The following is a 14373-nucleotide window of genomic DNA, read 5'->3' as shown; positions in this document are numbered from 1 at the left end:
ATAGCAATATGCACTGGTGCCATCAGGCATTCACGCGGTACACCTGCCCCGTCTGTCCGCCCTCCACGCTGCGCTGGTAGGCACGGGCTGCGCGTTCAGCGGGCACGGGCTCGAACCCGGGGAAGAACGGCCCATATACCCCCACCGACTCGGTCAGGATGGTGGGGCTCACGGCGTTGATGCGGATCCCGCGCGGCAGCTCGATGGCAGCGGCGGCCACGAAGCCTTCGATGGCGGCATTCACCGCCGTGGCGTTGGCGCCGTTGCGGATGGGCTCGATGGAGAGCACCCCGCTGATCAGCGTGATGGAGCCGCCATCGTTCAGGTATTTGTGGCCCAGCAGCGCCAGTTGCACCTGGCCCAGCAGCTTGTCCTGCAAACCCAGGTTGAACTGCTCGGCCGTCATCTCGGTGAGGGGCCCAAAGTGCAGGTTGCCGGCGGTGTTGACGATGGCGTCCACCCGGCCGACCGCGGCAAACAGCGCAGCCAGCGACGCGGGCTGAGACAGGTCTGCGCGGTGCGTGCCGCTGCTCCGGCCCACGGTGATCACGTCGTGGCGTGCGCCCAGGTTGGCTTGCACGGCCTGGCCGATGGTGCCGCTGGCGCCGATGAGAAGAATCTTGGACATGGTGATTTCCTTTGGTTTGAAAGAAGGGTTGAAGAAAGAACAACAATCGACAGCCCCGATTCTTTTGCTAATCATTCAGTGCATAAAGTACATTGAAGTTCTTCATGTACTAACCATTGATTAGGAATCGCCATGGACAAGCTCCGCAACATGGAGGTCATGGCCGCCGTGGTCGAGGCCGGCAGTTTTGCCGCCGCCGCGCGCCAGCTGGGCATCTCCGCCGTGATGGTGGGCAAACACATCCAGCAGCTCGAGGGCCACCTGGGTGCGCGGCTTTTCCAGCGCAGCACGCGCCAGAACAGCCTGACCGAGGTGGGCGCTGCGTTCTACGAAGACAGCAAGCGCGTGCTCGAGCAGGTGCGCTGGGCCGAATCCGCCGTGGAGCGCAGCCGCGCCGTGCCCCAGGGCCTGCTGCGTGTGAGCGCACCCTTCACGCTGGGCAACCACGTCATTGCGCCGCTGGTGGCTGACTTTCTGCAGCGCCACGAACAGGTGCGCGTGGACCTGCAGCTCACCGACAGCGTGGTGGACTTGGGCGGAGAGGGCTTTGACGTGGCGGTGCGCATCGGCAAGGTGGTGGACGAGGGCCTGGTGGCCCGCCCGCTGCGCCCCTACCGCATGGTGATTGCCGCCGCGCCGGCCTACCTACGGCGCCACGGCACGCCCGAGCGCGCGGCCGACCTGGCGCAACACCAGTGCCTGGGCCATTCGGTATGGCAGCGCCGTGTGGAATGGACGCTGCGCGACGGCAACGAGGAGTTCTTCTGGCCCGAGCACGCCCGCCTGACCTGCAACCAGGGCGACGGCCTGCGCCAGGCCGCGCTGCGCGGGCTGGGGCTGGTCATGCAGCCCGAGGTGCTACTGGCCGACGACCTCGCCAGCGGCGCGCTGGTCGCAGTGATGGCGCACTGCCTGCCCGCAGCGCGCGCGGTGCAACTCGTCTATGCGCCGGACCGGCGGCAGCTGCCCAAGCTGGCGCGGTTTGTGGAGCATGTGGTGGGGGTGCTGGGGATCGAGGGGGCTGGCGCAGCGCCGAAGGGGTAGGGCCTGAACAGCTCAGCGCGCATGGTCCGCCGACGCGGCGATGTTCAGCAGCCCGTCCGCGCCGCGCACCAGGGTGTACGACTCGCGCCAGCTGCTCAAGACGCTGCCGTCTTCGCGCAGCAGCTCCCACGTCACCGTGGCCAGCGCGCCGCTGGGGCCGAGGGCCAGCACCTCCAGGTCGCGATAGCGGCAACTGCGGCAGCCCTCGTTGTGGTACTGCGTGACCACCTGCTGGAAGTAGCCGCCGGTTTCGCCTGCGCTTTCAAACCGCCGCCATGTCCCGTGGGCATTCACAGCCACATACGGCACGCCGTAGCGCTCTGCGATGCGCGGGCCGTTGAAGGCGCTGAATGCGGCCACGAAGTCATCGAAGAATTGCTGCACTTCGGTAGACAGGTCGCGGGGCGTGGGCGTCATGAAGATGCTTGCGTGTTGGAGGATTGAACAGGTTCTAGGCAGGACCCACGGGCCCGATCTTGAACACCCCGCTCACCCGCGCGCAAGGCTCGCCGTCCGCAGTGACCAGGCCCTGTGCAAACACCAGCGAGCGTGTGATGCGCAGTGGCTCGGCCTCGCCCTGCACCCACATGCCCAGCCGGGCGGGGGCCAGGTAGTCGACCTGCAGGCTGATGGTGGGCAGAAACCGGTCCGCCAGTTCCGTAGTTTTGCTGTGCACCGACAGCGGCAGCAGCATGTCGCAGAACGTGGCCATCATGCCGCCGTGCAGGTTGCCCATGGTGTTCACATGGCGCTGCTCGACGCGAAAGCCGAACTGCACAGTGTTGCCGTCTCGCCGCACATACAAGGGCCCGTTGTTCTGGATGAACGGGCCACCCATGGCCAGCACCACAAAGCCTTCGGGGGTGGCGGGCATGCTGTCTGGTGCTCGATTCGATGCGCCTGGCGCGGCCGCGGTCATCGCGCGGCCTCCTGTTCCACGTCGCTGTCAAAGCTGGCCCCGTGCAGCGCACTGGTCGTGCCGCTGCCACCACTGGCGCTGTCGAGCCAGCCACCGTACACCGCCTGGAAGTCCGCCACGATCTGCGCCAGCGGCATGTCGTCGAAGGCGCCGCGCTGGTGCACGTACTCCATGTGGCGCTGGCCGGTCTTGTCAAACGGGTGGTAGATCGAATCGTTCTCGCCATCGAATTCGAGCGGCAGCAGGCCAAAGCGGTCGCACAGCTCGATGTTGAAAGCCGGCGTGGCCTTGCGCCATTGGCCGCCCAGCCAGATGTCGGTGTAGCCGTGCCAGATGAAGAGGTCGGTCTTCATGGTCTCGCGCATGCGCTCCGTGCTCAGATGGTTTTTCACATCCGCAAAGCCCAAACGCGCCGGCATGCCCGCTGCGCGGCACGCGGCGGTGAGCAGCGCGGCCTTGGGCACACACCAGCCGTAGCCGTTGGCCAGCACGCTGCTCGCCCTCATCCCGGCGGGCGAGAGGTCGATGCGGTACGGGTCGTAGCGAAAGCCGTCGCGTACGGCCAGGTACAGGGCGACGGCGCGTTCGCGGTCGGTGGTGCCGCGGGCGTGTTCAGCCGCGAAGGTCTGGACAGGGGGGGTGTCGCTGTCGATGAGCGCGGTGGCGCGCAAGTGTGCGGGCGTGGGGTGGTCTGGGGTCATGGTGGGTCAAGCTCCTCGTGGCCAGTGTGCAGGGCGCTGGGGTACAGCGCTGTCACGGTGGCGCCATGGCCAGCCCGTGTGACGCTGTGGGCTCGCGGCCGGCGGCCCCCGGTTTTGTCACACCCGCCATGCGGGCAACTGCCAGTTGCGCCACAAGGCCACGCCGCGCAGGCCGGCCGTCACCAGCACGCAGGCCAGCAGCGGCGTCCAGTCCGGGCTGGGCATCTGGCGCAACGCCACGTCGGCCCAGCCGCCCGCGAAGGCGCACAGCGCGTAGGGGCGGTGGTCGCTGAAGGCCTGGGGCACTTCGTTGCAGAGCACGTCGCGCAGCACGCCGCCAAAGACGCCGGTGGTCACGCCCATCATCACGGCAATGATCGGCGGCATGCCGATGGCGGTGGCGACGTCCACGCCCACCGCCGCGAACAGGCCCAGGCCAATCGCGTCGGGCAGCAACATGGCGCGCTCGGTGGGTTGAAAGTGCCGCTGGCGCATGAACAGCATCGCACCCACGCACAGGGCCAGGATGCCCCAGACAAAACCGGTGTGGCGGATCCAGAAGAAGGGCCGCTGGTCCAGCAGCAAATCGCGCAGCGTGCCGCCGCCAAAGGCTGACACGAAGGCCACGACACACACGCCCACGGCGTCGAGCCGCTTGCGTGCCGCGGCGATCACGCCCGAGAGTGCAAACGCGATGGTGGCGGCCACTTCAAGAAAGAAGCGCAGGGTGTGCACCCAGGGGGCGTCGAGCAACTGGTCCATGGGCGCGATTGTGCCGTGGGGCGGCGGGTGCAGACACCGGCGCGCAGCGCAGTGCTGCCTAGAGGTTATGCTATTAAATACATAGCTAAAAGTGCTTATGCATCAAGCGCTGGGGGGCATTTTTGCCTCAAGTCTGCGCTTTGGCCCACCCGGCGGAGGTGGCCCGCGGCCCGTCAGGCCGCCCAGCTCCCTGCACGTACCAACTCCCACGTCAGCGCCAGCACACACCCCGCCCCGCCCAGCGCGCCCAGCCGCTGCGCCCACGGCAGGCTGGCGGCGGGCCACTGGTTCATGGCCAGCACCAGCAGCCAGCCGAGCACCATCCACGACGCGGCCACCAGCGCCAGCCCCGCGGCCAGCCCGGTCGCGGCGGTGGCTGCCAAGCCTTGCAGCACCAGCGTGCCAATGGCCACAGGCCAGGCGCGCAGCGGTGCAGGTGGAGCCTGGCCTGTGCTGCCGGCACCGTGGCCCCAGGCGCGGGTTGGCACGGCGCGCGCCCAGTGGGTCAGTGCAATCAGCGAGGCCAGTGCGGCGCAGGCGGCGATGAGTTCGTTCATGCGGCCTCCGGCGGGTGGCGGTCAGAAGCCTGGACCTGCGCGGTGGGCATGATGCGCCCCGCCTGCCGCGTGCGCAGCCTCCACCGTGCGCGGATCAGCAGCGGTGCACCCGCGGCCAGTGCGCACAGGGCTGCGGCGATGGTCCACTGATCCAGCCCCGCCTTGGCTGCCAAGCCGCCGTAGGCCAGCGTTGCCAGCACCCACAGCAGCAGGGCGGTGCGCGGCGTCCAGTGGCGCACCGCGGCGGCGGGCAGCGCGACAAAAAAAGCCAGCAGCAGGCCCAGCATGCCCGACGAGCGCGCGGGCTCCGTCGCCACGATGTGGGCGAGCCGAAACGACTCTATCGCCAGTGCACCGGCCAGCCAAAACGGCAGGTGTGCAGGGATGCCAAAGCGGGCCAAAACGCGTGCGGGCCAGCGGCGGCGTTGGGTGGTGGGGTGGTGCGTACTGGGATGGGCGGATCGACCCGGCGCGGCCGCAGCCGGGTGGCGCACCGCCTTGCGCCGAGGCGCCTGCACGCGCTGCGGCCCGATAAAGGCCGCAATGCCCACGCACGCAGCGCCCACCAACGCGAGGCTCACCAGCATGCCGGACGCCAGCGCGCTGCCCAGCACCAGGCCCACCGCACCGGCCAGCGCCAGCAGCACGCCCGCGCCACCCAGCGCCACGCGCCACAGCGCCAGCGTGCGCAGCGCCCACGCCGCCAGCGCAGACAGCAGCAGCCATGTGCCGATGAGCATCCACACGGCCCACACCGGCCGCTGCGCAAGCGAAGGCAAGCCGGGCGGACCCCATAGGTGCACCAACGCGGCCACGATCAGCGCCGCGGGCGTGGTGGCGTGCAGGGCCAGAAAGAAGCGTTGCATGGGTTGATGGGGGCGGCAGAAATCGACGATGAATAACGGTGGGTAGGGGCGGATGAGCGCGTGCAGTTGATGGGGCCTCAACCCGCGGCCGCCATGCCCCCGGCCGACGCCTGCGCCGCCTCGGCCTCGCGCCGCCGCTGCTGGCGCGCGTCGAGCCAGATCAGCGTGCCCGAGATCGACAGGAACGCGGGCGTCATGCCCAGAAAGAAATACAGCCACTTGAGCGCCAGCCCGCCAAAGTCGCCAAAGTGCAGCGGCTCCATGAGGCCATTGACCAGCGACCAGAAGCCGGCAGTGCGCGGGTCGTGCACCTTTTTCGGCACGCCGGTGGCGGCGTTGGTGTCCACCCGCGCAGTGCTGGCCAGGTGGCCGTCCAGATTGCCGGTGAAGCTGGCCTCGGCCGTGTCGGTGCCCCAGCGGCGCATCGACACATAGCGCGCCTCCAGCCCCGGCACGGCCTGCTGCGCGGTGGCGTGCAGGGCATCGAGCGACTGCATGCGCACGGGCTCTGCGGCATCGCCTGCGGCCTTGCGCGCAGGCTTTGGGGCGGCTGCCTCGATGCTGCTGGTGGTCACGTATTTGTAGCCCTGCTCGAACAGCGGCGCCAGGCCCATCCATGCACCGGTCGTAGCGATCAGGATGTGAAAGAACAGACCCCAGATGCCTGCCGACTTGTGCAGGTCGGACATCACCACGCGAAAGCTGCGGCCCCAGCGCTGGGTGAACAGCTCGGCCAGGATCTTGCGGTGGATGACGATGCCCGTGACGATGAGCACCAGCATCGCCGCGCCCAGAAAGCCCACGATCCACCGCGGCCCGAAGAACAAGAACACATGCAGCATGCGCAGGTACTGGCCCAGCTGGCTGTCCACCGGGCCCACCACCGCGCCCGTGTCCGAGCGCAGGGCCACCTTGGTGCGCGTGCTGGCGGGTGCGCCGCGCTCGCGCACAAAGGCGAAGTAGCTCGGGTTGACCGCATCGGGCAGCGCGATGGTCTCCACCGTGGCACCGGGGTAGCGGGTGTGCAGCTGGGTCAGCACCGCATCGAGCGGCGCTGGCGTGGCAGAGCGCGGCAGTTGGGCCAGCGACGGGTTGGCCCACAGGTCGATCTCGTTCTTGAACACCACCACCGCGCCCGAAAAGCACACGATGAACATGAGCAGCCCCGTGACGATGCCCGCCCAGGAGTGCAGGACGAAAAGGCGGTTCAGGGTGCGCTGGCTGGTCATGGTCGTCGGCTCGCGGTAGCGGGGTGATGGCGCTGCGGTCAGAAGAAGTACGTCACACCCAGGCTGAAGCTGCGCGGCAACGCGGGCGACACCACGTTGGCGTTGATCGCGCCGTCGTAGTACGCCTTGTTGAACACGTTCTTCACGCCCGCCGTCACGCGGTAGTTGTCGCCCGCGTAGCTGATGGACGCATCGGCCACCACGTACGACGGCAGCGTGAACGGGTAGGAGCCAATCTGCTCGCTCACATACCGCCCGCCCAGGCCCACGGTGACCCTTTGGTACTGCGGCAACTTGTAGGTGGCCCAGGCCGTAAGCGTATGGCGCGGCGTGAGGTTCAGCGGCAGGCCCACGATGGCGGCGTTGTTGTCGCGCGTGACCTTGCTTTGCGTGTAGGTGTAGGCGCTGGTCAGCTTCCAGCCGTTCTTCATGTCCGCGCCCAGTTCCACCTCCAGGCCGCGTGCGCGCTGCTGGCCCGTCTGCACGCTGAAGCCTGTATTTACGAGGTCGGCGGTAGTGACGTTCTCGCGCACCAGGTCGAACACGGCCAGTGCGCCGGTGAGCTGGCCATTGGGCGACTCGTACTTCACACCGGCCTCCCACTGCTTGCCGGTCTCGGGCACGAAAGGCGAGCCCGCAAACGTCAGGCCCGATTGGGGCAGGAACGACTCGCCATAGCTGCCGTACGCGGCCCAGCCGGGCTTGAACTCATACACCAGGCCGGCGGACAGCGTGGTGGCGCTGTCCTTCTGGCGCGTCTGCGTGTTGGCCACGCGGTTGTGGGTGTCGTTGGTGGACCAGTCGCGGCGCAGGCCCACCAGGGCCGTCCAGCCCTGGCCGAACTTGATCTGGTCCTGCGCATACAAACCGGCCACGGTGAGCTTGGCGGGCGCGTCGCTGGTCAGCGCCGTGGGGCAGACGGCCTGCATGCCGTAGACGGGTGCGAACAAATCCAGCGCGCCGATGCGGCAGGTGCGGCTGGCCAGCAGGCTGTGGCCGCTGCGCACATCCAAGCCCGTGACGATCTGGTGCTTGGCACCCAGCGCCTCGAAGCGCGTGAGCATCGAGGTGTCGGTGGCCAGCAGGTCGTAGTCCATGTATTGGCGCGATGCCTGGCGGTTCTGCAGCCGCTGGTTGGCCTGCAGCGCCTGGTTGGAGACGAAGTTGCCCGTGCCCTTTTCGGTCTCGTAGCGCACGTTCTGGCGGAAGGTCATCGCGTCGGACACCTTGTGCTCCAGTGAATAGCCCAGCGTGGTGCTCTCCACGTCGTACACGCCAAAGGCAGGGTCGCCGGTGAACATCGTGCGGGACAGCGTGCCGTTGCGGTTGGGCAGCAGCGTGCCGTACGGCGTGATGCCCTGCTGGCGCATCCACTCGCTGCGGCTGTAGGTGGCAAACAGCACCAGGTCGGTCTGCGCGCCCAGGTCGATGGAGAGCGAGGGCGCGAACCACCGGTCCTTGCGGTAGACGAACTGTGTCGGATCGTCAGAGTCGGACACCTGCGCATTGATGCGCAGCGCCGTCTTGCCCGATTCGGACAGTGGCTTGTTCACATCGGCCTGCAGCGTGCGCTGGCCGAAGCTGCCCACTTCCACGCCCACCTCCTTCAGCGCATCCTTCTTGGGCCGCTTGCTCACCGCATTGACGATGCCGCCGGGCTGCACCTGGCCGTACAACACCGAGGCCGAGCCCTTGAGCACCTCGAAGCGCTCGTAGCCGTAGGGCTGCAGCTTGGCCCACATGCCGGGGCTTTGCACCAGGCCGTCGACCAGGATGGATTCGGTGGAGCGGAAGCCGCGGATGTTGATGTCGTCAAAACCCCGGCGCCCGAAGTTCACGGGGCTCACGCCCGCCACGGTCTGCAGGGCCTGCTGCACGTTCACGATCTGGCGCGACTCCATCTGCTCGCGCGTGACCACGCTGATGGACTGCGGTGTTTCGAGCCGGCGCATGGGCGCCTTGCCGGCGGTCTGCGCTTCGACGGGCGAAAAGCCCATGTCTTTTTCGGTGCTGGCGTTGATGCGGACTTCTTGCAGCTGGGGGGCTGTGGCGTTGGCGGAGGCGGCCTCTGGAGCTGCAGGGGCCGTCTGCTGTGCGATGGCTGCCTGGGCCAGGCACAAGGCCAGCGGCGTCAACCCCAGGAGGGCTGCCTGCCGCGGCCGAGCGCGCGATGCCCGCGACGAAATAGACACGGCCGCAGCATGCGGAAGCTGAAAAGACATGGGGGTCCCGTTGGTGTGAGCGGAGAAACGAAAATGCGCTGGCTCACATCACTGGGTCGGGACGTCGGCTTGCTGTAAGTTGTCGATTGTAATGCGAATAGTTCTTGTTTAATAAACGAATGGCGGCTACGAAGCATGGTGTGTGGCGCTTCCATCTGCCCCTCCATTGCAGAAGCAGTTTGCTGCAAATGTTTCGTGTGCGGCACACATTGCAGCGTATAGCGGGCCGAGAAAAGCCGGTCGCACGCATACCATCGCGGGCTTTGCGCACTCACCAAGCAAGCCAAGTTGGTGGGTCTTGCGGTCCTCCAGCAGGCCCGGCGCCGCGTTGGTGCCTGTGCACATTTCCCGAAAACCGTTCCGACATGACGCAAACCGCAAGGCGCGATATCACCGCCAATGAGGCCCTCCCACTCATCAAAGAGGCTGCGACCTGGAAAGGGACCGCGTATTCGCTGCGGGGCTCTTCGTCCGTCAAAGGCGTTGCGGGGGACTGCAGCGGGACGACCTTCCTGATTTACCGCGCGGCGGGCTTTCCCTACGACTACCAGCCCTCAGGCACCTTCCCCACCTATGCGCGGCATTCGGGGCTGTTTCGGTTGTTGGGGTCGGATGAGCCCGTGCAAGTGGGCGATGTGCTGTCCTGGCCGAACCACATGGCGATCTACGCGGGCGCTGCACTGCAAAAGGAAGACGCCACCACGGCGCGCGTCAACGCCAACGGGAAGAGCTGGACGCAGCAAAACGACATTTTCACCGCCACCCGTCCGAACGGACCCGCGTACATGCCTGCGTCCCTGCGTTACTGGCGGCCCGACCCTCCCAAGATCTACCGCTACCAGACCACTGCGCCATGACCGTTCCAATTCATGAGCGTTCGGCGCGGCTGCGCGTCGCTGCCCGCTGTACCGCAGTGGTCATCGGCAGCCTGTGCCTGGCGCACACCGCCATGGCCGACGACACCAGCGAGGGTGTCGCCCCCCGCATGCTTTCTGCGCCGCAGGATGCATCGCCACGCAGCGTGATCGACAGCAGCGCGGTGCGCATGGAAGGGGATGAAGTGACTGTATCGCTGACGGCTCAGGCTACGCTGCCAGCCCCGGCGCAGTGGCTGATTCAAGGCCCGCTGTTCGGCTGGCTGGGCGATTCGGAAACGTACCCGGACCGCCACTTTCCCGAGCTGCGTGTGCTCAGCGCAGGGCAGCCTGCGCCTGTGACGGAATCCGTCAGGGCAGTGGCAGGCAGAGGCGCAGTAGATGTTTCTACCCTGCTGCAACAAGCCGGCATCAACCCCTGGCTGATCGCCGATACACCCCCCTTTGTCGCCCCCGAAGGCATCTCCGCCGACCTGCTCGCCCAGCTTGTTCGCGCAGGCGCTATCGGCACCTCGGGCGCCGACCACCTTGCGCAGTGGCGCGCGCAGCGCACGCTGGGCGTCGCGCTGCCGCCGGGCCAGATGCTGGACATCCGCTACCGCTTGCGACCCGCGTACTCCCTGGTGACCCCGCAGGCCCTCGCAAAAGCCAACCTGCGCCAGCGCTACTGTCTGGCGGACGCCCAGTGGCAGGCGCTGAGCAAACAGTTCGGCCGCACTGCCCAGTTCATCGCCAAGCGCTATGAGATTGCCGTGAGCGCACAAGACCGCACTCCACCCACCGTGCGCCTGAGCGTGGTGCCGCAGCCGGAGGTAGTGCTGGTCGCAGCCTGCAAACGGCGCAGTGCGCGTCCCCCTGGGCTGGGCGGTTGGGCCGATGTCGAGGTCGTCCCGGATCAGCGCGCGGTGCTGCATGTGTTGACGCTGGAGCCCGCTGGTCGTTGATTCGTTAGCGTCCGAACCCTGCCGTGGGCGCGGTGCTATCTGAACGGAGCCTTTCCATGTAGCCCCCAAAGCTGCTGGACCAAGATCGCTTTTTTTACTTCGGGAGATTTCTATGGAACCCGCCCGTGGGGCTTGCAGCGCTTGCGGACGGCTAGCGCTCGAAGACACTCTGAAGGCGGCCCAAGGCATTTGTATGTCTTGCGCCAGGGAGGCAACCGACAAGACCCTCACCGAGTTGCATGAGGCGCTCTGTCGGAAGTTTGGGGATCTCTACCTCTCAAATCCTCTGCTCCTCCCGCGCAACAAGAACACAGCCTATCGGGATAGGACACTGTGCATGTCGTTGGGCGTTGCGCAGGCCCTGGACGAAATGAATCTTGCAACTGTGAGCTTGGTCACGAGGTATCGAGAGAAGCCCGAGCACTTTTACCTCTCGGACATGGATCTTAAAGAGCCGGGGCAGATGTTCATGCGGGCGAATTTCCGTCAGTGGTTGGCCAAAACGGACCGCTGGAAGCCAGAATCACGCACGGCAGACCGCTTAAAGAAAAGCCTCTCCGAAGACTTCAAAGCTTTTCAGAAAACGCCATCTGCATAGCAGTGGGACAGGTCCCACAAGTGGGGCTCGAATCAATGAGGCCTCCCGACGCCGTAGTTGTTATTTGTTGCTATTAATAGCATAGCTTCTATCGCATTGTAGGTAAGCGCTAGAGCTTGTTTTCACTCAAATCCTGAGCGCTTGTGGTCTCTTCGGCATCCTCCCCACCCGCCACCCCGTCATACCCCGGATACGCACCACCCGCTCCACCCAGCGCCGCTGTCTCCTGCCGCTCCCGCGCCATCTGCTCCGCAAACTGGTTGCGGCCTTCTCGCGCCACGGCGATGAACTTGGCGCGGTCCTTGTGGTGTGGGTACATGCGGTCGGCCAGCGCGATGTTGTGGGTGCGAAAGCGCTGCGTGATCACGGTGGCTTCCGATGAGGGCAGGCCCATCAACTCCAGCACCGTGTGGGCGCTTTGCAGGCTGGACTCGAACAGTTCGCGCTGGACCAGGGTCACGCCGATGTCGCGCAGCTTGTTCCAGTGGGTCACGTCGCGGGCGCGGGCGACGACCTGCAGGTGCGGGAAGTGTTCGCGGGCCAGCTTGGCGATCTTGAGCGACTGCTCGGCGTCGTCCACCGCCACCACCAGGATGCGGGCGTGTTCGGCGCCGGCGATGCGCAGCAGGTCCAGCCGCGTGGCGTCGCCGTAGAACACGCGGTAGCCAAAGGTGCGCGCCACTTCCAGCATGTCCACGCTGTGGTCCAGCACGGTGGTGCGCAGGCCCTGGGCCAGCAGCACGCGCGAGACGATCTGGCCGTAGCGGCCGAAGCCCGCGATGATGATCGGGGCCTCCTGGGGCTCTGAAATTTCATCGGCCGTCGGCGCCTTGACCTTGGCGTAGCGGCGCAGCAGCACCTTGTCCAGCAGCACCAGCAGCAGCGGGCTGATCAGCATCGACAGCGCCACCGCACCGATGAGCAGAGACGCAGTCTCGGCCGGGAACACGCTGGCGCCCGCTGCGGCCTGGAACACCACAAAAGCGAATTCACCACCCTGCGCCAGCAGCAGCGTGAACACCGGGCGCTCTTGATATGGGATGCCGACGACCTTGGCCAGGGTGTAGATGACGATGGCCTTGGCCGCCAAAAAGCCGACCAGGATGGCGGCCATGAGGCCGGGCGAACGCAGGATCACGCCGAAGTCGATGCTCATGCCCACGGCGATGAAGAACAGGCCGAGCAGCAAACCTTTGAAGGGTTCGATGTCGGCTTCGAGCTCCCGCCGGTACTCGCTGTCGGCCAGCAGCACGCCGGCCAGAAAGGCGCCGAGCGCCATCGACAGGCCCACCATCACCATCAGGTAAGCGATGCCCACGACCAGCAGCAGCGCGGCGGCGGTGAAGATCTCGGGCGTGTTGCTCTTGGCGATCCAGCGCAGCACGGGGCGCAGCAGTAGGCGCCCGCCGAGGATGATGGCGGCGATCACGCCCACGATCTTGAGCACCTCCAGCGCGACTTGGCCCGGCGTGTGGCCCGCGCCATCGCCTGCTGCAACGGCGCCCAGCACCGGCAGCAGGGCCAGGATGGGAATGGCGGCCACGTCCTGGAACAGCAAAATGGAAAAGCCCGCTTGCCCGCTCTGGGTGCGCATGAGGTTGCGCTCGGCCAGCGACTGCAGCGCAATGGCGGTGGACGACAGCGCGAGGCCGAGCGAGCCCACCAGGCTCACACGCCAGGGCAGGCCCGCCAGGGCGCCCAGCGCAAACAGCACGGCGGCGCAGCCCAGCACCTGCGCGGAGCCGGTGCCGAAGATGGGGCGGCGCAGCGCCCACAGGCGGCTCGGTTGCAGCTCCAGCCCGACGAGGAACAGCATCAGCACCACGCCGAATTCGGCGAAGTGCAGGATGTCCTGCACATTGCTGACCAGGCCCAGGCCCCAGGGCCCGATGGCGATGCCTGCCGCCAGGTAGCCAATGATGGCCCCGAGCCCCAGCGCTTTGGCGATGGGCACGGCCAGCACCGCGGCGGTGAGGTACAAAAATCCGTAGGTGAGCCAGGTGGGGGCGTGTTCCATAGGTGGGCGGGTAGGGCAGGGGCCGAAGAAGGCGGGGCTGAGGTGGGAGGTGGCAGGCGCTGGGCCAGCGGGCGGGTTGGCAAGGATTCTGGCACCGCTGCGGCTTGGCGGCGGGCAGTGGGGCGTGTTCTGTAGCCAGTCTAGGCCATGCTGCTTTGCTTGCTAGTGTTTTGATAGCTGGTAGCGCTTATAGGTCAAGCGCTGGCGGCCGTTTTTGCCTTAAACAAGCCGCTGTGCAAGCCGCGTTGCTAAGATGCGGGCCCTTTCTCCCCTTGGCCGCCAGCGCGGTGTGATCTCATGGACTTGCAGACTTGGCTCGCGTTTTTTGCGGCATCGTGCCTGATTGCGGTGTCGCCCGGCTCCGGGGCCGTGCTGTCGATGAGCCATGGCCTCTCGTTCGGCGTGCGCAAGACCGGCGCCACCATCTTCGGTTTGCAGCTCGGGCTGCTGTTGATCCTGCTGGTGGCCGGCGCGGGCGTGGGCTCGCTGCTGCTGGCGTCCGAGCTGGCTTTCAGCATCGTCAAAGTGCTGGGGGCCTGCTATTTGATCTACGTGGGTTTCAACCAGTGGCGCGCGGGCGATGCGCCGCTGGCGCAGGGCGACGAGGCCGCCGCGGCCGGCACCTGGCAAAAGCGCTGCCTCACAGGCTTTCTGACCAACGCCACCAATCCCAAGGGGATCATCTTCATGGTCGCCGTGCTGCCCCAGTTCATGACCGACACGCGCCCGCTGTGGACGCAGCTGCTGGTGATGGCCGCCACCACATTGACGGTGGACGTGGTGGTGATGCACGGCTACGCTTTCGGGGCCAGTGCCCTGCGGCGCATGATGCGCAGCGCACGGGCGGTGCGCACGCAGAACCGGGTGTTTGGCGGGCTGCTGATGGCCGTGGGCGCAGGGCTGTTTTTTGTGAAGCGCGGCGGTCAGCACGCTTGAGGCGGCGGACTTCCGCCGACCGGCAGGCATCGGCCCCCATGCGGCACTGTGGCTGAGAGCGTGTCGCGCGCAGAC

General features: G+C 66.7%; 15 protein-coding genes. 5 read left to right on the top strand and 10 right to left on the bottom strand.

Annotated features, from left to right (window positions below; genetic code table 11):
* Window positions 1-22: 22 nt before the first annotated feature.
* Window positions 23-628 (bottom strand): short chain dehydrogenase, encoded by a 606-nt coding sequence (locus tag ACSQ3Q_RS19300; RefSeq protein ID WP_436135947.1) that lies wholly within the window; start codon window positions 626-628, stop codon window positions 23-25.
* Window positions 629-760: 132 nt separating this feature from the next.
* Between ACSQ3Q_RS19300 and ACSQ3Q_RS19295 the strand changes: the two genes are divergently transcribed.
* Complete coding sequence (locus tag ACSQ3Q_RS19295; RefSeq protein WP_436135946.1) at window positions 761-1672, top strand: LysR substrate-binding domain-containing protein; 912 nt, start codon at window positions 761-763, stop codon at window positions 1670-1672.
* A 12-nt stretch (window positions 1673-1684) separates the two neighbouring features.
* On the opposite strand, the gene ACSQ3Q_RS19290 is transcribed toward ACSQ3Q_RS19295, so the two are convergent.
* The 8 genes from ACSQ3Q_RS19290 to ACSQ3Q_RS19255 all read right to left on the bottom strand — a co-directional run bounded on the left by ACSQ3Q_RS19290 (window position 1685) and on the right by ACSQ3Q_RS19255 (window position 8928).
* Window positions 1685-2089, bottom strand: a complete 405-nt coding sequence (locus ACSQ3Q_RS19290) for a hypothetical protein (protein WP_436135945.1) — start codon at window positions 2087-2089, stop codon at window positions 1685-1687.
* 34 nt (window positions 2090-2123) lie between these two features.
* Window positions 2124-2546, bottom strand: a complete 423-nt coding sequence (locus ACSQ3Q_RS19285) for a PaaI family thioesterase (RefSeq protein WP_436135944.1) — start codon at window positions 2544-2546, stop codon at window positions 2124-2126.
* A gap of 41 nt (window positions 2547-2587) precedes the next feature.
* Window positions 2588-3292: a transglutaminase-like domain-containing protein gene (locus tag ACSQ3Q_RS19280; protein ID WP_436135943.1), complete on the bottom strand. Its 705-nt coding sequence runs from the start codon at window positions 3290-3292 to the stop codon at window positions 2588-2590.
* 117 nt (window positions 3293-3409) lie between these two features.
* Window positions 3410-4054, bottom strand: coding sequence for a trimeric intracellular cation channel family protein (locus ACSQ3Q_RS19275; protein WP_436135942.1), 645 nt, complete (start codon window positions 4052-4054; stop codon window positions 3410-3412).
* 173 nt (window positions 4055-4227) lie between these two features.
* On the bottom strand, window positions 4228-4611 hold the full coding sequence (locus tag ACSQ3Q_RS19270) for a hypothetical protein (RefSeq protein WP_436135941.1): 384 nt from the start codon (window positions 4609-4611) through the stop codon (window positions 4228-4230).
* Window positions 4608-5477, bottom strand: a complete 870-nt coding sequence (locus ACSQ3Q_RS19265) for a hypothetical protein (RefSeq protein WP_436135940.1) — start codon at window positions 5475-5477, stop codon at window positions 4608-4610. Before ACSQ3Q_RS19265 ends, ACSQ3Q_RS19270 begins: the two co-directional genes overlap by 4 nt.
* 77 nt (window positions 5478-5554) lie before the next feature.
* Window positions 5555-6706, bottom strand: a complete 1152-nt coding sequence (locus tag ACSQ3Q_RS19260) for a PepSY-associated TM helix domain-containing protein (RefSeq protein ID WP_436135939.1) — start codon at window positions 6704-6706, stop codon at window positions 5555-5557.
* A 38-nt stretch (window positions 6707-6744) separates the two neighbouring features.
* Window positions 6745-8928, bottom strand: a complete 2184-nt coding sequence (locus tag ACSQ3Q_RS19255) for a TonB-dependent siderophore receptor (protein ID WP_436135938.1) — start codon at window positions 8926-8928, stop codon at window positions 6745-6747.
* A 365-nt stretch (window positions 8929-9293) separates the two neighbouring features.
* On the opposite strand from ACSQ3Q_RS19255, the gene ACSQ3Q_RS19250 reads away from it, so the two are divergent.
* The 3 genes from ACSQ3Q_RS19250 to ACSQ3Q_RS19240 all read left to right on the top strand — a co-directional run bounded on the left by ACSQ3Q_RS19250 (window position 9294) and on the right by ACSQ3Q_RS19240 (window position 11345).
* Window positions 9294-9785, top strand: coding sequence for a hypothetical protein (locus ACSQ3Q_RS19250; protein ID WP_436135937.1), 492 nt, complete (start codon window positions 9294-9296; stop codon window positions 9783-9785).
* Window positions 9782-10747: a hypothetical protein gene (locus ACSQ3Q_RS19245; RefSeq protein ID WP_436135936.1), complete on the top strand. Its 966-nt coding sequence runs from the start codon at window positions 9782-9784 to the stop codon at window positions 10745-10747. Before ACSQ3Q_RS19250 ends, ACSQ3Q_RS19245 begins: the two co-directional genes overlap by 4 nt.
* Before the next feature lie 337 nt (window positions 10748-11084).
* Window positions 11085-11345, top strand: a complete 261-nt coding sequence (locus tag ACSQ3Q_RS19240; protein WP_436135935.1) for a hypothetical protein — start codon at window positions 11085-11087, stop codon at window positions 11343-11345.
* 109 nt (window positions 11346-11454) lie between these two features.
* Here ACSQ3Q_RS19240 and kefC read toward each other — a convergent pair whose 3' ends face one another.
* Window positions 11455-13362 (bottom strand): glutathione-regulated potassium-efflux system protein KefC, encoded by a 1908-nt coding sequence (kefC, locus tag ACSQ3Q_RS19235; protein ID WP_436135934.1) that lies wholly within the window; start codon window positions 13360-13362, stop codon window positions 11455-11457.
* A gap of 297 nt (window positions 13363-13659) precedes the next feature.
* Here kefC and ACSQ3Q_RS19230 point away from each other — a divergent pair, with 297 nt between their 5' ends.
* Window positions 13660-14298, top strand: coding sequence for a LysE family transporter (locus ACSQ3Q_RS19230; RefSeq protein ID WP_436135933.1), 639 nt, complete (start codon window positions 13660-13662; stop codon window positions 14296-14298).
* Window positions 14299-14373: the final 75 nt, after the last annotated feature.

The sequence above is a fragment of the Acidovorax sp. LjRoot129 genome, assembly GCF_964253765.1.
Taxonomy (GTDB): Bacteria; Pseudomonadota; Gammaproteobacteria; order Burkholderiales; family Burkholderiaceae_C; genus Acidovorax.
This window is presented reverse-complemented; position numbering and strand designations above follow the sequence as displayed.